The sequence below is a fragment of the Streptomyces sp. CNT360 genome (genome assembly GCF_000424785.1).
This window is the reverse complement of the sequence record NZ_AUKO01000019.1, coordinates 68,409-87,823: the sequence shown is the minus strand read 5'-3', so window position 1 is coordinate 87,823 and position 19,415 is coordinate 68,409. Positions and strand designations below refer to the sequence as shown.

The window sequence follows — 19,415 nt, the reverse complement described above, 5'->3', positions numbered from 1 at the left end:
GGCCCACCGTCCCGGCCCGCACAGCGGGTCGGGACTCATCGGTTCGGGTGACCCCGCAGGGGCCGCCCGGTCTCACGGGAGGTTCGTCATGTCCGATCTCACCGCCCTGACCGCGACCCAGCTCGCGGCGGGCTACGAAACGGGGGACTTCTCCCCCCTGGAGGTCACCCGGGCGACGCTGGAGCGCGCGGCGGACACGCAGGAACGGCTCAACGCGTTCGTCCGGATCGACCACGACTCCGCACTCGCCCAGGCCGAGGAGTCCGCCGGCCGGTGGCGCCGCGGCGAACCGCTGGGTCCCGTCGACGGCGTACCGGTGACGGTGAAGGACATCCTGCTCCAGCGGGGCGGCCCCACCCTGAAGGGGTCGCGGTCCGTGGACACCGAGGGCGACTGGGACGAGGACGCGCCCTCGGTCGCCCGGCTGCGGGAGAGCGGAGCCGTCTTCGTCGGCAAGACGACGACGCCCGAGTTCGGATGGAAGGGCGTCACCGACAGCCCCCGGCACGGCGCGACCGGCAACCCGCACGCGCCCGAGCGCACGGCGGGCGGCTCCAGCGGCGGCAGTGCGGCAGCCGTCGCGGCGGGCGCCGGACCGCTGTCCCTGGGCACCGACGGGGGCGGCTCCGTGCGCATCCCGGCCTCCTTCTGCGGCATCTTCGCGCTGAAGCCCACCTACGGGCGGGTGCCGATCTACCCGGCGAGTGCCTTCGGGACGCTCGCCCACGTCGGCCCGATGACCCGGAACGCGGAGGACGCGGCCCTCCTGATGGACGTGATCAGCGCGCCGGACCCACGCGACTGGTCCCACCTGGGCCCCGTACCGCACAGCTTCCGCGGCGCGCTGGCGGCCGGCGCCGAGGGGGTGCGCGGACTGCGGGTGGCCTTCTCGCCCGACTTCGGCGGACGCGTGCAGGTCGACCCCGATGTGGCGGCCGCGGTACGGGGTGCCGTGACACTGCTGGAAGAGCTCGGCGCGGTGGTGGAGGAGGCCGACCCGGGGTTCGCTGATCCCCTTGAGTCCTTCCACACCCTGTGGTTCAGCGGGGCGGCACGCGTGACGCAATATTTCAGCCAAGATCAGCGGGCGGGGCTGGATCCCGGTCTCCGCGAGGTCTGCGAGGAGGGGGCGGCGCGCAGCGCCCTGGAGTACCTGGCCGCGGTGGACGAGCGCATGGCGCTCGGCAAGCTGATGGGGGGATTCCACCAGCGGTACGACCTGCTGGTGACGCCCACCATGCCGCTGACCGCCTTCGAGGCGGGGGTGGAGGTGCCGCGGGGGGCCGGGATGCGGCGGTGGACGGAGTGGACGCCGTTCTCGTATCCGTTCAACATGACGCAGCAGCCGGCCGCGTCGGTGCCGTGCGGCACCGACGCGGAGGGCTTGCCCGTGGGGCTGCACCTTGTCGGTGCCCGGCACCAGGATGCGCTCGTCCTGAGTGCGGCGCACGCCCTGTATGAGGGAGGGGTCTCTCAGGTGGTGCCCTCCGCCCTGGGCTGAGGTCTCAGCCCCTGTGGCCCCACCCGTCTCCTCCCGCACGGCCGCGCGGAACCCGCCGGACGCACCGAGGTCCTGACGCACAGGGCGTAGCCGCGAAGCAAACGAGCCGGAGCTCTTTCGGAAGGGGGCTCCTGGGGTTGGGGGGTTTCCCCCCGGACGGAGTCTGGGATGGAGCCGCCCCGACGCCCGTCCGGCGAGGACATGAGGCCCGGGGGCGAAGCCCCCGACACATGGGGGGTCACAGGGGCGGCGCCCCAGCGGGTTGGAGGGGCGCCGCCTCGGTTTCAGGCTCGGCGGAAGTTGAGACTTTCGCCGAGGGCGCCGGCGCGCCACAGGTCCTGGCAGGCCTCAGCCATCCGGTCGAGCCCGTCGACGACCTGCCCCCACACGATGCCGGGCACCCACCCCGCATCCCCGTTGATCAGCAAGTTGTTGCGCTCGTAGAAGAGGGCGAGGTCGACAACGGTGTTCCGGCCCGCGTGCGCGGCCTCGCTCCCCCGCTGCTCGGCAGCAGCCTCGTACCCGTAGGACGAGGTCGCCAGCTGGGTGTCGGAGAAGGTGAAATAGCACAGGTCGCCCGGAATGGGAGTGATGGTGGGGTTTTCGAGGGGCGGCTCCTGCGGAGCGAACGGCGGGACGAGGGCGTAGATCTCGTTGCGCGCGTATTTGGCGTGGTAGACGTCCCCGCCGAGCGGCAGCGCGTTCCACACGGCCGCGCAGGTGATCGGCGCCCGATCCTCCAGCAGCTTCGCCGTGCAGCTCACTCCGCGCTTGTCCAACGACACTTCGATGAAGCGGTCAGCCATCGTGCCTCCGCACCAGGTGGGCGTGTTCCTCGATTACGGATCAATGGTGGCGCAGACCACGGCCGTATCGCGACCCCATCACAGGCCGGAAATGGTCCGCATATTGTCTGCCCGGTTGGGTAGCCGCGCGCCCATGGCTCCACCACAGAGGAACAACACCACTCGTGCCGGGAGACGTTTGAACCGTCGGTCGCTGCTCGCCGGAGCGGCGTCCTTGGGTGCGGTGAGTGCGCTCGGGGCGACCACCGCATGCAGTCGGGTGTCCAGCGCGGACACCGAGAACGGGGGAGATCTGCTGGAACGGCTGAAGGCCCAGGGTACGGTCAAGCTGGGCCTCGCCGGCGAACAGCCCTACAGCTACATCGACAAGGACGGGGAGCTGACGGGGACGTCGCCTGCCATCGCGCGGATCATCTTCAAGCGACTGGGTGTGCCGAAGGTGCAGCCTTTCCCGACCGAGTTCAACTCGCTGATCCCGGGGCTCAACTCGCAGCAGTTCGACGTCGTCGCGGCGGGTATGTACATCACGTCGGACCGCTGCAAGCAGGTGCTGTTCGCGGACCCCGAGTACGAGATGCGGGACGCGTTCATCGTCCGCAAGGGGAACCCGAAGAACCTCAACAGCTACGAGGACATCAAGAAGGCCGGCGCGAAGATGGCCACCGGCACCGGCTACGCGGAGATCGGCTACGCGGGGGAAGCCGGCATCAAGGAGTCGGAGATCCTGCTGCTGCCGGACCAGCTTGCGGGGCTGCTGGCCGTGGAGCAGGGGCGGGCCGACGTCTTCTCGGGGACGGCCGTGACCGTCCGCAACGTGGTGCGGCAGACCAAGAGCAGCAAGGCCGAGTACACCGAGGCGTTCACCCCGAAGCTGGACGGGAAGCCCGACCTGGGTACCGGCGCGTTCGCCTTCCGCAAGAACGAGCAGAACCTGCGCGACGCCTTCAATCGTGAGCTGCACAAGATGAAGAAGAGCGGCGAACTCCTGCGCGTCATGAAGCCCTTCGGCTTCCTGCCGGAGGAGATGACCACGATGACCGCGAAGGAGCGCTGCGCATGACGGACCTGACCGCAGGTTTGTGGGAGCTGCTCCTCAGTGGTGTGTGGGTCACCGTCCAGTTGACCGTCTACAGCGCGGCACTGGGCGCCTTCGTCGCCTTCGTGGTGGGTGTGGCCAGGACGAACAGGCTGCGCAGCGTCCGGTTCCTGTCCGGCCTCTACATGGAGATCTTCCGGGGCACCTCCGCGCTGGTGCTGATGTTCTGGATGTTCTTCGTGCTGCCGGTGGCGTTCGGCTGGCAGCTCGTGCCGATGTGGGCCGCAGTGCTCGCGCTGGGCCTCTCGTACGGTGCCTACGGCTCGGAGATCGTGCGCGGCGCGCTGGCGGCCGTCGCCCCGGCCCAGCAGGAGGCGGGGATCGCGCTGAGCTTCTCGCCCTGGCAGCGCCTGGTGAAGATCAAGTTGCCGCAGGCGTGGCCGGAGATGATCCCGCCCGCAAACAACCTGCTGATCGAGCTGCTCAAGGGCACCGCGCTGGTGTCCGTGCTGGGTGTCGGTGACATCACCTTCGGGGCCGGCCTGGTGCGCAACGCGCTCGGGCAGAGCGCGCCCGTCTACACGATCATCCTGGTCATGTACTTCGTCCTGGCGTTCCTGCTGACGCGTGTGATGCGTGCCGTGGAGCGGAAGGCCAAGGCAGGTGTCGGCCAGGCTCCGACGAAGAGCGACGGCATGCGCAAGCCCGACATCGCGCAGGCCACCGCGATTTCGCGCTCCAGCCAGGGAGGTACCGCCTGATGCAGTGGGACTGGTCGGCTGTCGCCGACTTCATGCCGCGCTTCTGGGACGGTGTGCTCGTCACTCTCCAGGCGCTGGTGCTCGGCTCGTTGATCGCCTTCGCGCTCGGCCTGGTGTGGGCCATGGCGCAGCGCTCGCCGCTGAAGGTGGTGCGCTGGCCGGTCACGGTCGTCACCGAGTTCATCCGCAACACGCCGCTGCTGGTGCAGCTGTTCTTCCTCTTCTACGTGATGCCTGAGTGGGGCGTCACGCTCTCCGCGCTCACCACGGGGATCATCGCGCTCGGCCTGCACTACTCGACGTACACCGCCGAGGTCTACCGCGCCGGCATCGACGGGGTGCCCGAGGGCCAGTGGGAAGCGTGCACGGCGTTGAGCCTGCCGCGGAGCCGTACCTGGAGCGCCGTCATCCTGCCGCAGGCGATCCGCCGCGTGGTGCCCGCGCTGGGCAACTACGTGATCGCGATGCTCAAGGACTCGCCGATGATCGCCACGATCGGCGCGCTGGAGATGCTCGGTCAGGCGCGGCAGTTCACCGCGATCACCTTCCAGCCGACCGAGCCGATCACCGTCGTCGGTGTCGCCTTCATCCTCATCGCCTACCCGGCATCCCTGCTTACGCGAGCCCTGGAGCGTCGTCTTGTCCGTTGAGAACACCCCGAGCAGCGCTGCGAACGAGGCCACGAACCCGACCGTGGACGGCAGCGAGCTGATCAGATTCGAGAACGTCACCAAGCGCTACGGCAGCAACGTGGTGCTGGACAACCTCTGTTTCGACGTGGCGTCCGGCAAGCACGTCACGCTGATCGGGCCGTCCGGATCGGGCAAGACGACGATCCTGCGGCTGCTGATGACGCTGGTGAAGCCCGACGAGGGCACCATCAAGGTGGCGGGTGAGTACCTGTCCCACGAGGAGCGGAACGGCAAGCTGGTGCCGGCGGGCGAGAAGCACTCCCGCGAGGTGCGCAAGAAGATCGGCATGGTCTTCCAGCAGTTCAACCTCTTCCCGAACATGAAGGTGCTCCGCAACATCACCGAGGCTCCGGTGCACGTGTTGGGGCTGTCCAAGGACGAGGCGGAGCAGCGGGCACGCGAGCTGCTGGAGATGGTCGGCCTGACCGAACACCTGGACAAGTACCCCACCCAGCTCTCGGGTGGTCAGCAGCAGCGGGTGGCGATCGCGCGGGCGCTGGCGATGCGGCCGCAGGTGCTGCTGCTGGACGAGGTGACCTCGGCGCTCGACCCGGAGCTGGTGGCCGGTGTGCTGGACGTGCTGCGGGACATCGCGCACTCCACGGACATCACGATGCTCTGCGTCACGCACGAGATGAACTTCGCACGGGACATCTCGGACGACGTGCTGATGTTCGACGCGGGACGGGTCATCGAGTCCGGTGCGCCGGAGAAGATCTTCTCCGACCCGGAGCACGAGCGGACCCGGGAGTTCCTCAGCGCGGTCCTGTGACCGACAGGGCCAGGTGAGCCGCCCTTCCCTCTGTGCGCCTGGGGCGCACAGAGGGGCGCATCCGGGGGCGCATCCAGCCCGCTGGCATATGCCAATAGCAGCAACAGCCCCGCTTCCGGCAGGCGTTGGCCGCTATCGTGGGCGTATTGCCGTACTGCCGTGACCCCACGGACCGGCGACGGTGCGGACGGTCACAACCCCAGGGGGCCACCGTGGCGCTATCCCAACCACCCTCACCGGGCTCGCCCGAGGAGCCGGGGCGCGAGCCGGTCACACCCTTCGGCTCGGTGCGGTACGCGCTGCGGGTCCTGGAGTCGGCGGCCCGGCACCGGGACGGCGTCCCCGAGGCGACGCTCTCCCGCGAGGCCGGGCTCCCCCACGTCCACCTGGACCACCTGCTGAGGATGCTGTGCCGGGAGGGCTACCTGTCCCGGCTGGACGACGACAGCTACGTCATAGGGGACGCGCTCGTACTGTTCGGCTCGGATGTCGAGCGCGCCCGGGCGCTGCGCGAGCGGTTGCAGAGCACGCTGACCGAGCTGCGGGACGCGGTGGGCGCGGCGGTCTACTTCGGCCGGTACGAGGACGGGGAGCTGGACAGCGCCCAGGTCGCGGACGGCCCCGGCACCCCGGCGGTCAACCAGTGGGTGGACTTCCGCTCGGCCGCGCACGCGACCGCCCTCGGCAAGTGCCTGCTCAGCCAGCTCGATCACGACCGGCGTGCCGACCATCTCGCCCGGCACCGGACGCCGCGGCTCACCTCGCGGACGATCACGAACGAGCGGCTGCTGCTGGACGCCCTCGACCGGCAGCCGCCCACGGTCCCGGTCCTCGACCTCCAGGAGTACGCCGTGGGCACCGTCTGCGCCGCCGTGCCGGTGACGGCGGGCTCCTCGGTGAGCTGCCTGGCGCTGTCACTGCCCGTCACCGAGGCGCACCGCTTGCGCAGAGCGGCCGAGATGCTGAGCGAACGCGCCGCACCGGTGATGCTCTCCCTCGCCCTGTGACCTGCGCGAAGCACACGAAGAAGCCGCGGCCCTCCTGGTGACCAGGAGGGCCGCGGCCTGTGCTGTACGCCGTCAGGGACTCGAACCCCGGACCCGCTGATTAAGAGTCAGCTGCTCTAACCAACTGAGCTAACGGCGCCTGCCTGCCGTTTCCGGCCGACAACAGAAATACTACCCCCTTCGCGGGGGTGCTCGTGACCACTGCGGGGCTCGTCGCAGCCGGTGACCGGCGCACCACGGCCGGTCGGTCAGATCGGCAGGGTGAGCCCCGGCTCCCGCCGCCGGATCGAGCCCACCAGCAGCAGCACCGCACCGGCCAGCGCCCAGCCCGCCATGACCAGCACGGGCGCGCCCACGGCGTGGCCGGAGAAGTAGACGATGTTGCGGACGGCGGTGGTACCGGCGCCGGTGGGGATCCAGTCGCCGATGGCCCGCCAGAACGACGGGATCAGATGCTTCTGGAAAGCACCGCCGGCGCTCGGATTGCCCAGGACCACGAAGAGCACGACGGCGACGCCGATGCCGGCGATCCCGAGGAACGCCTCCAGCGCCATCGTGCACGCCGCCGTGCCGAAGACCAGCAGCGCACCGACCCACCACAGCGCCACGAAGTGCCCGGGCAGCGCGTGCAGCACCGGATCGACGATGACCGCGCCGCCGAGCCCCGAGAGCACGGAGTAGACCGCCACCCCCGCCAGCCGCAGCGCCCCCTGCCCCGGGCGGGCGGGCCGGGTACCGGCAACCACCCCCAGCAGCGAGGCCAGCAGGTAGCCGCCCACGAGCCAGCCGACGATCAGATAGAAGGCGGTCAGGCTCTCGTAGTCGTGCGCGCCCGAGGGCGTGACGTCCACCACCTTCAGGCGCCGGTGCTGTTCGGCGGCAACCCGCTCCCCCACCTGACGCAGCGCCTGGGCCTGCGGGCCGCCCGCCGCGGACGCGGTCAGCAGGGTGTCCTGGCTGCCGCGCGAGCCGATCAGGTACGCGCCCTCGGCCGTGCGCTGCTCGATGCGCGCGCGCCGCCTGCTCGCTCTTCACGACGGTGGGGTCCACCGGGTGGCCCGGCAGTGCGCCGAGGCGGTCGGCGACCTGTTGCGGGGCGACGACGGCCACCGGGATGCCCTGCGGCTGCGGGTGGTGGAAGGAGCCGATGTAGGAGAGCAGGAAGCCCAGTTGGACGAGGAACACGCCGACGACGAGGGCGAGGGCGCCGGGGGTGAGCGCGCCGGTGGGGCGAGAGCCGGACATGGCGTTGTGCATGGACCCGTTTCCTTGTGGGTTTCCGTTTTCGGTACCGCTGCGAGTGATTTCACATCCCTACCGCATCGTCCGCTTCATTCCCCACTGTTGGCCCTCCGGGCGCGCCGTGGGTGTCGGCGCGCGGCTCGGCCGCCGACCGTGGGTGAGACTTCCGGCATGCCCGCCGTACTCACGCGCCCGGCGCTCAGCCGCGCCCTGCTCGCCCGCCAATTCCTTCTCGAACGTGCCCGGATGCCGGTACGGGAGGCCGTGGAGCAGTTGGCCGGCCTCCAGGCCCAGGCGCCCGAACCGCCGTACATCGCGCTGTGGAGCCGGCTCGCCGACTTCGACCCCGGTGAGCTCTCCCGGCTGCTGGAGAGCCGCGAGGTGGTCCGGCTCAGCGTCATGCGGGGCACCGTGCACCTGGTCAGCGACCGCGACGCGCTCCAGCTGAGGGCGCTCACCCAGCCGCTGCACGAGGCCGCAGCCCGCACCACCAGGTCGGCGCGGCTCGCCGCCGCCGACCCGCGGCAGGTGGCCGCGGCCGCCCGCGCACTGCTGGCCGCCGAGCCGCTGACCGGCGCCGAGCTCGGCGACCGCCTGCACACGCAGTGGCCCGACGAGGAGCCGCGCGCCCTGGCCATGACCGCGCGCCTGTTGCTGCCCCTGGTGCAGATCCCGCCCCGCGGGCTGTGGGGCCGCTCGGGACGGCCCCGGGTCGCGACGGCCGAGAACTGGCTGGGGCGACCGCCGGCTGCCGAACCGTGCGTGGAGACGATGGTGCTGCGCTACCTGGGCGCCTTCGGTCCCGCCTCGGTACGGGACGTCCAGGCCTGGTCGGGCCTCACCCGGCTCGGCGAGGTGGTGGAACGGCTCCGGCCCCAACTGCGGGTCTTCGCCGACGAGACGGGCCGCGAACTGTTCGACCTGCCCCACGCGCCCCGCCCCGACGCGGAGGTCCCGCTGCCGGTGCGGTTCCTGGCGCGGTACGACAGCCTCGTCCTCGCCCACGCCGACCGCTCCCGCATCCTGGACGAGCCGGTACGCCGCACGCTGGCCGGCCGGAACGGCCAGGTACCCGGCACGTTCCTGGTGGACGGCCGGGTCGGCGGCGTCTGGAGGAGCGACACCAGAAGGAGGACCGCCACCTTGACGCTCACCCCGTTCGGGCAACTGGCCGACGGGACGCGGCAGGCGCTGGCCGAGGAGGGCGAGCGGTTGCTGCGGTTCGTGACGGACGGGGCGCCCGGCCCGCACTCCGTGACCTTCGCCGCGCCCGCGCCGCCGTCGCCCAAGTAGGCCGACGCGCACCGGCAGCGAGTGAGCCGCCTCGGCGGGGCCGCCACGCGAGGGCCACGGCGGGGCCACGCGAAAGCCACGCGGCAATGACGCATCCATCACATCCGTCACGTTCATAACGCCACAACAGCCTTGAACCGCCCCTACCGGCCTTGCTTTCATGTGACGAGTCCGACAACCTGACGTGCGGTTACCGAGCGGTCCGTGGCGTGCCGGGGGAGCACGCGGGCGGACGTACACGCGAGCGGAACCGCAGGGGAACCGCGCACCGGCCCACGGCCGTCTCACGCCGAGGCGGCGGCCGGAATCCGCCGCCCCGGGCCGAGCGAAGGAGTGCGGGACGCGGACCGGCACGAGGCACGCACGCCACTGCGTGCGGGGGGAAGGTTGCATGACGACGCCGCCGATGGGTGCCCCGCAGTGGGAGTCGACACCGCAGGGGGACCTGGACGGCAGGGCCGACCAGGACGACCAGGACCCGACCCGAACGGCCAGGCTCCGCCTGCCCGGCCCCCGCAGAACCCCCTCTCCGCACCCGTGGGAACGTGCCGCGCCCCGTTACGACTACGAGCACTACAGCCGGCTGGCCGGACCGCTCACCCGGCCCGATCCGAGCAAGCCCTACCGGGTGGCGTACCGCAGCCTGCTCGCGGACGAGCCGCACCGGTGGCGGGCGGGCTTCCTGCTGTGCCTGGCACCGCTGCTGTCCGCGGGGCTGCTGGTGTGGCTGATGCAGCCGGCGCACTGGACGGAGCGTGACGCCGGTGAGGTCTCCGACCTGGTGCTCAAGCTCGACATCGTCATGCTCGTCGCCATCGGTCTGATCGAGCTGTTCCGCACGCTGAACGTCATATCCAACGCGCACGCCACCCTGGTGGCCCGCGACCCGATACCCGTGGTGCCCGAGTCCGGCACCCGCGTCGCCTTCCTCACCTCGTTCGTGCCCGGCAAGGAGCCGATCGAGATGGTCACCAGGACCCTGGAGGCGGCCGTCCGGGTACGGCACCGCGGCACCCTGCACGTCTGGCTGCTCGACGAGGGCGACGACCCCGAGGTCAAACAGGTGTGCCGGCGGCTGGGGGTGCACCACTTCTCCCGCAAGGGCGTCGCCGCCTGGAACACCCCCAAGGGCGCCTTCCGCGCCAAGACCAAGCACGGCAACTACAACGCCTGGCTCGACGCCCACGGCCACCACTACGACTACTTCGCCGGGGTCGACACCGACCACGTGCCGCTGCCCAACTACCTGGAGCGGATGCTCGGTTACTTCCGCGATCCGGACGTCGGCTTCGTCATCGGACCCCAGGTCTACGGCAACTACGACAACTTCGTCACCAAGGCCGCCGAGTCGCAGCAGTTCCTCTTCCACGCCCTCATCCAGCGCGCCGGCAACCGCTACGACGCCCCCATGTTCGTCGGCACCAGCAACGCGGTGCGCGTCTCGGCACTCCGGTCCATCGGCGGCCTCTACGACTCCATCACCGAAGACATGGCCACCGGCTTCGAGATGCACCGCCACCGCAACCCGGCCACCGGCAACAAGTGGCGCTCCGTCTACACCCCCGACGTGCTGGCCGTCGGGGAGGGCCCCAACGCCTGGACGGACTTCTTCACCCAGCAACTGCGCTGGTCCCGCGGCACCTACGAGACGATCCTCGGCCAGTACTGGCGCGGCCTGGGCACCATGCCGGCGGGCAAGCTGTTCAACTACACGATGCTGATGATCTTCTACCCGGTCTCGGCGCTCAACTGGATCCTCGCCGCCCTCTCCTGCGCCCTCTTCCTCGGCATGGGCGCCTCCGGCGTACAGATCGACCCCGCGGTGTGGATGGCGCTGTACGGCAACGCGACCGCCCTCCAGATCGGCCTCTACGTCTGGAACCGGCGGCACAACGTCTCCCCGCACGAGCCGGAGGGCTCAGGCGGGCTGGCCGGCATGCTGATGTCGGCCCTCTCGGCACCCATCTACGCGCGCTCCCTCTTCGACACGGTGCTGCGCCGCAAGAGCAGGTTCGTCGTCACCCCCAAGGGCAACTCGGCCAGCCCCGACACCCTTTTCGGGACCTTCCGGGTCCACCTGTTCTTCATCGCGGTCTTCGGCGGCTCCTTCGTGGGCTCCCTCTTCCTGGGCCACGACCACCCCGCGATGCTCACCTGGGCCGGGCTCGCCCTGCTCATCACGGCGGCCCCGGTCATCGGCTGGCGCGTCACCGTCCGCGCCGAGAAGAAGCGCCGCAGGGCCCGGCGACGGGCACGCGGCAGGGCGGGCCGTCGCGGCGGCCCGCCCCCGGCCCCGGAGGCCGTCGCCGCTCCTGCCGGGGTGCCGGCCTTCGCACCGGCACCGACGGGGTGGGCCTCGCCGCAGGGCACGTTTCCCGGCCACGACGCCGGGCCCGACCACGGCGCCCACCCCGTACGGGGATCCGGCACCCCGTGACGTGAGGGCCCGGACCGCCCGTGAGAGGTGCCGGCGCCCGTACTCGACCCCGCACCGACGCTTCACCTGGGGACTCGCACCATGACCTCCCGCTCGACCCGCAGACAGGCCAGACGCCGCAGCAAGAACCGCCGCCTCCGGCGCATCGCGATCGGTACGGCCGTCATCGTCGCCATCGCCGCCTTCAACGGCCCCGCGCTGTACGGCTTCGCCTCGGACAAGTACCACGACTACGCGATCAACCGGCCCGAGTACAAGGCGGAGAGGGGCCACTGGCAGATCGTCGACGTCCCCGAGAAGTACCGCATCAACACCATCCACGCGGCGCTGCTGAACACCGGCAAGGTGCTGCTGGTGGCCGGGTCGGGGAACGACGCGAAGAACTTCGCCGCCAAGAGCTTCCGCACGGTGCTGTGGGACCCGGCGAAGAACACCTTCAAGAACATCCCCACCCCCGACGACCTCTTCTGCTCCGGGCACAACCAGCTCCCGGACGGCAAGCTGCTGGTGGCGGGCGGCACCCAGCGGTACGAGACCCTCAAGGGCGACGTGAAGAAGGCCGGCGGGCTCATGCTGCTCTACAACGAGAACCCCGACCGGGCCAAGATGGTCAAGAAGGGCACCCGTTTCACCGGCCGCGGCAACGGCAAGTCCTTCGTCGCCCAGCACGCCGTCAACCTGCCGCCCGCCAAGAAGGTGAAGGACCAGGACACCGGAGCGGTCACCACGCGGGCCAGCGTCACCCGCGTCTACGCCGAGGCCGAGCGGGAGGGCCGCGCATACTCGACGGGCACCCAGGACAAGTACACGGTCAGCGGTCTGACCGGCGCCTGGCGGCACGACGTCTACGGCATCGCGCAGAAGATGTCCTTCGACAAGAAGGACTTCCAAGGCATCAAGGGCGCCTACGAGTTCGACCCGGTGGCCGAGCGGTACCTGCCCGTCGACCCGATGCACGAGGCCCGCTGGTACCCCACCCAGGTCACGTTGCAGGACGGCCGGACCCTGACCGTCTCAGGACTGGACGACATCGGCCAGGTCGTGCCCGGCAAGAACGAGGTCTTCGACCCGAGGACGAAGAAGTGGCACTACCTGCCCGACACCCGCTTCTTCCCCACGTACCCCGGGCTCCATCTGGTCGGCGAGAACCGGATCTTCTACAGCGGCACCACGGCCGGCTACGGCCCCGCCGACAAGGGCCGCAAGCCGGGCATCTGGAACATCGAGACCAACAAGTTCACCGCGATCCCCGGCATGAGCGACCCGGACGTGCTGGAGACGGCGATGTCGGTGCCACTGCCGCCGACCCAGTCGCGGAAGTACATGGTCCAGGGCGGGGGCGGTGTCGGCGAGTCCCCCAAGTCGACCTCCAGGACCCGCATCGTCGACCTCAAGGACGACACCCCGCGCTTCCACGACGGCCCCGACCTCTACGACAAGGTCCGCTACCCCAGCAGCGTCGTCCTGCCGGACGACACCGTGCTGACCACCAACGGTTCGGGCCAGTACCGCGGCAAGAGCGACAGCAACGTGCTGAAGGCCGCGCTCTACCACCCGCGGACCAACCGGTACGAGGAAGCCGCCGCGCCCCTCGTCGGGCGCAACTACCACTCCGGCGGCCTGCTGCTGCCCGACGGGCGCGTGCTGACCTTCGGCTCCGACTCGCTCTACGCCGACAAGGCCGACACCAGACCCGGGACGTTCGACCAGCGCATCGAGATCTACACCCCGCCCTATCTGAACAAGGGCAAGAAGCAGCCGGATCTGCGGGACGCCGGCGGGAGCCGCAAGACCGTCTCGCCCGGTGACCGGATCTCCTTCCGGAGCAGGGACGCAGACTCGATCGAGAAGCTGCGTCTGGTGCGGCCCGGCTCCTTCACGCACGTGACGAACGTGGAGCAGTCGTCGGTCGCCCTCAAGGCGAAGAAGTCCGGCCGGTCCACGCTGACGACCGCCATCCCCGACGACCCGTCGCTGGTGACCCCCGGCTGGTGGATGGTCTTCGCCGTGGACGACGACGGCATCCCCTCCAAGGCCCGCTGGGTCAAGGTGGACGTCGACCCGGGCGCCGCCCATGCGAGGGTGACCGCTCAGGACCCCGAGTAGCCGGAGGCGTGGCTGGGCCACGCCCGGTCGACGGTGTCGCTCCCGGCGGACGACGAGAGCTGTCCGTGCCCCGGCCCCGCGGTCAGCGGGCGGCGTTGCGGGCCAGTTCCAGGGCGTGTTCGGGCCACCACCGACCGGCCTTGGGGCCGCCCTTGCACTCACCGTCGGACTCGCCCGGCCGCTTGATCCACAGGTAGGCGTCCACCCGTTCCTGCCCCGTTCTGACCGTCGGCGGCGTGCCCAGCGCGCGGCCCGGCGGGTTGCACCAGGACTCCTCGCCACCGGCGCCGCCCTGCACCGGTCCGTTGCCGTTCCGGCTGGTGTCGATCACGAACGGCTTCTTGCCGATCTTGGAGGACAGCGCCTTGCCGTAGGAGAGGTTCGCGGCCGTGGTCTGGTAGTTGGAGACGTTCAGGGAGAAGCCGTCGGCCTTGGCGACGCCCGCGCGGTGGAGCGGCTCGACCAGGGCGCCCGCGTCGCGTATCCAGTCCGGGTTGCCCGCGTCGAGGTAGACCCGCGTCCCGGGCAGCTTCCTCAGTGCGGTGACGGCCTCGTCGAGGAGACGGTAGCGCTCGTCGTGGTAGCGGCGAGGGGTGCAGCCCTCGGCCACCATGTGGGCGACGGCGTCCGGTTCGACGATCACCGTGGCCGCTCTGTCGCCGATGCCCCGCACGACCGCCGCCAGCCATCTGCGGTAGGCCGCCGCGTCGTGGGCGCCGCCCTTGCTGTAGTGGCCGCAGTCGCGGTGCGGGATGTTGTAGAGGACCAGGAGTGCCTCGCGGTCCGCCTTCGCCGCGGCCTTGGTGATCCGCTCCGTCTGCCCGCCGGGGTCCTGCGTGCCGATCCACTCCGCGACCGGCTGGGTGGCGATCTTCTTCAGTTGCGCGGCTTTCGCGTCCTTGCCGTCCCTCGCGTAGGCGGCGGCCTGTCGCGCCGCGCTCCCCCCAGGGTCGACCCAGTACGGGGCAACGGACTTGGGGCGCTGCTCGATGGTGGGCGCCGCCCCGGCTCCCTTGCGGTCCGGACCGCCGTCCGAGGAGGAGCAGCCGGTCACCAGCAGCACGGCCCCCACCAGCCCGGCCACCGCGCGGGCGACGCCGCGCGGGAGCCTCGCACCGCCCCGCGAGTTCCCCGCGGACCGGTGGCGCGTCGCGCGCGGCGGCCTGCGGCCATGACTGCCGTCCATCCACTCCCCCTTGGCGTAACCGGACTCGGCGCGCCCGGACCCCTGGCGTTCCCAGGGCTCCGGCGCACCCGGGCCCGCGGTCCACCCGGTTCCCCGCCCTGCCCGAACCGTCGCTTCATGGTGTCACAGCGGCCACCACCCACGGCCGGCCTGTGGACAACCCCGCGGCGGCGCGGAACCGGCTGGTCGCAAGGGCGGTCGGCACGCGGTGTGACGGAGGCCGTATTGACAGTGCACATTCACGCTGGGAGCCTCCTGAGCGGCACATTTCCATACCGAGGCGACAGTGCGCAGGAACCCGGTGCGACTCCGGGACGGTCCCGCCACTGTGTCCGTACGCGGCGGTGAACACCCGTGCGGGAGTCAGGAACTGACCTGTCGCTTCTCCACCGACGGGGCGTGGAAACCCCAGGAGGAGGCACACGCGGATGTCCCCGCACACCGCCGGCACGGCCACCGCTCCGGAAGCTGGCGCCGCACATCCGGCGACGGTCAGGACCCGGGACTGGCTCGTCGTCGCCGCCGTGGCGATCGTCGCCCTGCTCGCTCTCTACGCCGTCTTCATCGACAACGGCAACCTCGTTACGGCCACCGGCTCGTACCTGCACGAGTTCTCACACGACGGCCGCCACCTGTTCGGCGCTCCCTGCCACTGACCGGAAGGGAAGCGCTGCTCCTCATGTCCGTCTCCGCTCAGACGTCCCCCTACCCCCTGCTGCCTCTCCTCGGCCGCGGCCTCGCGGCCGGCGGGCTGGCGGGGCTCGCCTCCGGGCTGTTCTCCCTGTTGCTGGCCGAACCGTTGATGGACCGGGCGATCCGGCTGGAGGAACAGCGTTCCGCCGCTGCCGCCGGGCACGCGGGCCACGGCGGGCACGGGGCCCGCACCCACGCCGCCGAGGCCGAGGAGATCTTCAGCCGGGGCACCCAGCACTTCGGTCTGGTCGTCACCGCCGTGGTGGCCGGTCTCGCGCTCGGGGTGTTCTTCACCGTCGCCTACGCCCTCGTCCACCACGGCGCGGACCGCGACGACGGCCGCACCTGGCAGCGCGCCATGGGCGTGGCCGGGGCCGGCTTCCTGGCGCTGTCCCTGCTGCCGGCGCTCCGTTACCCCGCCAACCCGCCCGGGGTCGGCGACAGCGGCACCGTCACCCAGCGGCAGGCGCTGTGGCTGGCCGCGCTGGTCATCGGCGTCCTCGGCATGGTGCTGGCCCACCAGGTGCACCTGCGGCTGGGCCGGGCCGGACGCGGGCTGCCGGCACGCCAGTCGGCGGCGGCGGCCGTGGTGGCCGCCACCCTGGCGGCGCTCTTCCTGCTGCCGGACAACCCGGACGCCGTCCCGGTCGGTGCCACCCTGCTGTGGGACTTCCGCGTGCTGTCCCTGGGGGCGCACGTCGTGCTGTGGGGTCTCCTCGGTGCCCTGTTCGCGGTCCGGCCGGCCCGGCACCGCCCGGTCGCGGCCCCCTGACGTACGGGGCGCGGCCCCCTTTCACGGCAGCCCCTCCCGAGGGTCCCCGGGTCCCTCGCGGGGGCGGGCCGCCGCCGGGGTCAGACCCGGTCGACCAGGTCCGCGATCGAGTTGACGACGCTGGAGGCGCGGTAGGGGTACCGCTCGATCTCGTCGGGCCGGGTGAGCCCCGTCAGCACCAGGAAGGTCTCCAGACCGGCCTCCATGCCGGCGCGTACGTCGGTGTCCATGCGGTCACCGATCATGGCGCTGGTCTCGGAGTGGGCGCCGATCGCGTTGAGGCCCGCCCGCATCATCAGCGGGTTGGGCTTGCCGACGAAGTAGGGGTGCTGGCCGGTGGCCTTGGTGATGAGGGCGGCGACCGATCCGGTGGCGGGCAGGGCGCCCTCCGCGGAGGGGCCGGTCTCGTCGGGGTTGGTGGCGATGAACCGGGCACCGTCGTTGATCAGCCGGATGGCGCGGGTGAGCGCCTCGAAGCTGTAGGTGCGGGTCTCGCCGAGGACGACGTAGTCGGGGTCGGCGTCGGACAGCACGTAGCCGATGTCGTGCAGCGCCGTCGTCAGCCCGGCCTCTCCTATGACGTAGGCGGTGCCGCCGGGGCGCTGGTCGTCCAGGAACTGTGCGGTGGCGAGCGCCGAGGTCCAGATGTTTTCCGTCGGCACGTCCAGCCCGATGCGGGCCAGCCGGGCGTGCAGATCCCTCGGGGTGTACATCGAGTTGTTGGTGAGCACCAGGAACGGCCGGCCGGACTCCTTGAGCCGCTTGATGAAGGAGTCGGCGCCGGGGACCGGGATCCCCTCGTGCATCAGCACACCGTCCATGTCGGTGAGCCAGGACTCGATGGGCTTGCGCTCTGCCACGGGTGGGCTCCTGCCAGGGTCGTGGTGGTCCGGCCGGTGGGTGCGTACCACGGTGTACGAAAACCGGCCGCCGCGCTCAGCGTAACCGCAGCCGCCGGTACCGGTCAGTCAGCACGGACGGCCTCGGCGGACGGCTCCGGCCGGTCCGGGCGGGCCCGCGCGGGCGGTGGGCGGTGCGTGCCCCCCGGTGCCCGCTTTGCAAGGGTGGGAGCATGAACCGGATGGACACCACCCCCTCGCCGCTCCGTGTCGGGCTGCTCGGCTTCGGCCTGGCCGGATCGGTCTTCCACGCGCCGCTGATCGCCACGACGCCGGGCCTCGTGCTCGACACCGTCGTCACCTCCGACCCCGAGCGCCAGGAGCGCGCCCGCCGGGCCGGTGCCCCGGGCGACGAGGTGCGCACCCTCGCGTCCGCCGACGAGCTGTTCGCGGACGCGGACCGGATCGACCTGGTGGTGGTCGCCACGCCCAACCGCACCCATGTGCAGCTCGCCCACCGCGCGCTGGAGGCGGGGCTGCCGGTGGTCGTCGACAAGCCGCTGGCCCCCACCGCCGCGCAGGCCCGCGAACTGGCCGCCGAGGCCGAGGCCCGGGGCCTGCTGCTGGCCCCCTTCCAGAACCGGCGCTGGGACAACGACTTCCTCACCCTGCGCTCCCTGCTCGCCGAGGACGCGCTGGGCGACGTCCGGCGCTTCGAGTCCCGCTTCGAGCGCTGGCGGCCCCGCCCCAAGGGCGGCTGGCGGGAGTCGGGCGACCCGGAGGAGGTGGGCGGACTCCTCTACGACCTGGGCAGCCACCTGGTCGACCAGGCGCTGGCCCTCTTCGGGCCCGCCGCCTCCGTCTACGCCGAGTCCGACGTACGCCGCGCCGGAGCCGAGGCCGACGACGACACCTTCATCGCCCTCACCCATGAGAACGGTGTCCGCTCCCACCTGTGGATGAGTGCCACGGCCGCCCAGCTCGGGCCGCGCCTGCGGGTGCTGGGCAGCCGCGCCGCCTACGTGAAGTACGGCCTCGACCCGCAGGAGAGCGCCCTGCGCGAGGGGGCCCGCCCGGTCGAGGGCACCCCCTGGGGCATCGAACCGGAGACCGCCTGGGGCACGTTGGGCGCCCTGGAGGACGTACGCCCGGTGCCCACGCTGGACGGCGACTACCCCGCCTTCTACGACGCGGTCGCCACCGCCCTGCGCGAGGGCACGCCCCCGCCGGTGACCGCCCACGAGGCGGCGGCCTGCCTCCAGGTCCTGGAGACGGCCCGCTCCCTCACCCGGGCCCGCACCGTGTGAGGGAGGCACCGCGGCACGCGGCGGCCAGGGCCGGGCGGGGCACGCCTCACCCGGCCCGCGCGGCGGGACTCACGCCGACTTCATGACCTGGCGCTGCCGGCCGAGCCCCGCGATCTCCAGCTCGACGACGTCTCCCTCGCGCAGGTAGGGCTTGGGCTCGGGCTGCCCCATAGCGACGCCCGCGGGGGTGCCGGTGCTGATCACGTCGCCGGGACGGAGCGTCATGAAGTGGCTGAGATAGCGCACCACTTCGGCGACGGGGAAGATCTGGTCCGCCGACGAGCCGTCCTGGCGGATCTCGCCGTTGACCCACAGCCGCATCGCCAGCGCCTGGGGGTCGGGCACCTCGTCGGCCGTCACCAGCCAGGGGCCCAGCGGGTTGAACGTCTCGCAGTTCTTGCCCTTGTCCCACTGGCCGCCGCGCTCGATCTGGAAGGCGCGCTCGGACACGTCGTTGGCGATCGCGTACCCGGCGACGCAGGCCATCGCCTCCTGGTGGGAGTCCAGATACCGCGCCGTCCGCCCGATGACGACGGCCAGCTCGACCTCCCAGTCCGTCTTCTCGCTGCCACGCGGGATCAGCACCGTGTCGTGGGGGCCGACCACGGTGTCGGGCGCCTTCATGAAGACGATCGGTTCCTCGGGGATCGCGGCCCCGGTCTCCGCGGCGTGGTCGTGGAAGTTCAGCCCGATGCACACGACCTTGCCGATACCGGCCAGCGGCGGCCCGACCCGCTGGGCCTCCGCCTGGGTGCCGGCGGCCGGCTCGGGCAGCCTTCCGGCGGTGGCGGCCTCGCGGATCCGCCCGAGGGCGGCCTCGTCCGCGAGCAGGCCGGAGTCGATGTCGGTGACGAGCCCCGACAGGTCGCGCAGTGTTCCGTCCTCGTCCAGCAGTGCGGGGCGTTCGGCTCCCGCCGGTCCGACGCGCAGCAGTTTCACGTCGCTCTCCCTCCCAGGCGAATCAG

At 71.4% G+C, this 19,415-nt stretch carries 17 protein-coding genes, 1 tRNA gene and 1 riboswitch; of the genes, 12 read left to right on the top strand and 6 right to left on the bottom strand.

The window, feature by feature from the left end; all coding sequences use genetic code 11:
• Window positions 1-88: 88 nt before the first annotated feature.
• Window positions 89-1,501 (top strand): amidase, encoded by a 1,413-nt coding sequence (locus H297_RS0117420; RefSeq protein ID WP_027738116.1) that lies wholly within the window; start codon window positions 89-91, stop codon window positions 1,499-1,501.
• Window positions 1,502-1,785: 284 nt separating this feature from the next.
• On the opposite strand, the gene H297_RS0117415 is transcribed toward H297_RS0117420, so the two are convergent.
• Window positions 1,786-2,307 carry a DUF3830 family protein gene (locus H297_RS0117415; protein ID WP_027738115.1) on the bottom strand — a complete coding sequence of 174 codons (522 nt, stop codon included), beginning with the start codon at window positions 2,305-2,307 and terminating at the stop codon, window positions 1,786-1,788.
• A gap of 133 nt (window positions 2,308-2,440) precedes the next feature.
• Between H297_RS0117415 and ehuB the strand changes: the two genes are divergently transcribed.
• The 5 genes from ehuB (at window position 2,441) to H297_RS0117390 (ending at window position 6,575) form a co-directional block, all read left to right on the top strand.
• Window positions 2,441-3,367: an ectoine/hydroxyectoine ABC transporter substrate-binding protein EhuB gene (gene ehuB, locus H297_RS0117410; protein WP_199787223.1), complete on the top strand. Its 927-nt coding sequence runs from the start codon at window positions 2,441-2,443 to the stop codon at window positions 3,365-3,367.
• Complete coding sequence (ehuC, locus tag H297_RS0117405) at window positions 3,364-4,104, top strand: ectoine/hydroxyectoine ABC transporter permease subunit EhuC (protein WP_027738113.1); 741 nt, start codon at window positions 3,364-3,366, stop codon at window positions 4,102-4,104. The genes ehuB and ehuC overlap by 4 nt, the downstream gene beginning before the upstream one ends.
• Complete coding sequence (ehuD, locus tag H297_RS0117400; RefSeq protein WP_027738112.1) at window positions 4,104-4,754, top strand: ectoine/hydroxyectoine ABC transporter permease subunit EhuD; 651 nt, start codon at window positions 4,104-4,106, stop codon at window positions 4,752-4,754. Before ehuC ends, ehuD begins: the two co-directional genes overlap by 1 nt.
• Before the next feature lie 43 nt (window positions 4,755-4,797).
• Complete coding sequence (gene ehuA, locus H297_RS0117395) at window positions 4,798-5,568, top strand: ectoine/hydroxyectoine ABC transporter ATP-binding protein EhuA (protein ID WP_037794548.1); 771 nt, start codon at window positions 4,798-4,800, stop codon at window positions 5,566-5,568.
• Window positions 5,569-5,780: 212 nt separating this feature from the next.
• Window positions 5,781-6,575 (top strand): IclR family transcriptional regulator domain-containing protein, encoded by a 795-nt coding sequence (locus H297_RS0117390; RefSeq protein ID WP_027738110.1) that lies wholly within the window; start codon window positions 5,781-5,783, stop codon window positions 6,573-6,575.
• Window positions 6,576-6,640: 65 nt separating this feature from the next.
• Here H297_RS0117390 and H297_RS0117385 read toward each other — a convergent pair.
• Together H297_RS0117385 and H297_RS44310 are read right to left on the bottom strand one after the other, a co-directional pair.
• Window positions 6,641-6,714 (bottom strand) — tRNA-Lys (locus H297_RS0117385).
• Window positions 6,715-6,823: 109 nt separating this feature from the next.
• A complete protein-coding gene (locus tag H297_RS44310; RefSeq protein ID WP_486589545.1) occupies window positions 6,824-7,471 on the bottom strand; it encodes an ABC-2 transporter permease in 648 nt (215 codons plus the stop codon).
• 517 nt (window positions 7,472-7,988) lie between these two features.
• On the opposite strand from H297_RS44310, the gene H297_RS0117375 reads away from it, so the two are divergent.
• From H297_RS0117375 to glxA, 3 genes are all read left to right on the top strand, one after another.
• Window positions 7,989-9,110, top strand: coding sequence for a winged helix DNA-binding domain-containing protein (locus H297_RS0117375; protein ID WP_027738109.1), 1,122 nt, complete (start codon window positions 7,989-7,991; stop codon window positions 9,108-9,110).
• A 391-nt stretch (window positions 9,111-9,501) separates the two neighbouring features.
• Window positions 9,502-11,547 (top strand): glycosyltransferase family 2 protein, encoded by a 2,046-nt coding sequence (locus tag H297_RS36835; RefSeq protein WP_486589544.1) that lies wholly within the window; start codon window positions 9,502-9,504, stop codon window positions 11,545-11,547.
• Window positions 11,548-11,628: 81 nt separating this feature from the next.
• Complete coding sequence (gene glxA / locus H297_RS0117365; protein ID WP_027738108.1) at window positions 11,629-13,653, top strand: radical copper oxidase GlxA; 2,025 nt, start codon at window positions 11,629-11,631, stop codon at window positions 13,651-13,653.
• Between the two features lie 82 nt (window positions 13,654-13,735).
• On the opposite strand, the gene H297_RS0117360 is transcribed toward glxA, so the two are convergent.
• Window positions 13,736-14,839, bottom strand: coding sequence for a glycoside hydrolase family 6 protein (locus tag H297_RS0117360; protein WP_078514220.1), 1,104 nt, complete (start codon window positions 14,837-14,839; stop codon window positions 13,736-13,738).
• Window positions 14,840-15,106: 267 nt separating this feature from the next.
• Window positions 15,107-15,233: riboswitch (cobalamin riboswitch) on the top strand.
• 34 nt (window positions 15,234-15,267) lie between these two features.
• Between H297_RS0117360 and H297_RS0117355 the strand changes: the two genes are divergently transcribed.
• Both H297_RS0117355 and H297_RS36830 read left to right on the top strand, forming a co-directional pair.
• A complete protein-coding gene (locus H297_RS0117355) occupies window positions 15,268-15,495 on the top strand; it encodes a CbtB-domain containing protein (RefSeq protein ID WP_027738106.1) in 228 nt (75 codons plus the stop codon).
• A gap of 23 nt (window positions 15,496-15,518) precedes the next feature.
• Window positions 15,519-16,304, top strand: a complete 786-nt coding sequence (locus tag H297_RS36830; RefSeq protein ID WP_051351928.1) for a CbtA family protein — start codon at window positions 15,519-15,521, stop codon at window positions 16,302-16,304.
• Window positions 16,305-16,384: 80 nt separating this feature from the next.
• Here H297_RS36830 and H297_RS0117345 read toward each other — a convergent pair whose 3' ends face one another.
• Window positions 16,385-17,164, bottom strand: a complete 780-nt coding sequence (locus tag H297_RS0117345; RefSeq protein ID WP_027738105.1) for an HAD-IIA family hydrolase — start codon at window positions 17,162-17,164, stop codon at window positions 16,385-16,387.
• Window positions 17,165-17,376: 212 nt separating this feature from the next.
• On the opposite strand from H297_RS0117345, the gene H297_RS0117340 reads away from it, so the two are divergent.
• Window positions 17,377-18,450 (top strand): Gfo/Idh/MocA family protein, encoded by a 1,074-nt coding sequence (locus H297_RS0117340; RefSeq protein ID WP_027738104.1) that lies wholly within the window; start codon window positions 17,377-17,379, stop codon window positions 18,448-18,450.
• Window positions 18,451-18,519: 69 nt separating this feature from the next.
• On the opposite strand, the gene H297_RS0117335 is transcribed toward H297_RS0117340, so the two are convergent.
• Window positions 18,520-19,389: a fumarylacetoacetate hydrolase family protein gene (locus H297_RS0117335; RefSeq protein WP_027738103.1), complete on the bottom strand. Its 870-nt coding sequence runs from the start codon at window positions 19,387-19,389 to the stop codon at window positions 18,520-18,522.
• Between the last annotated feature and the right edge of the window lie 26 nt (window positions 19,390-19,415).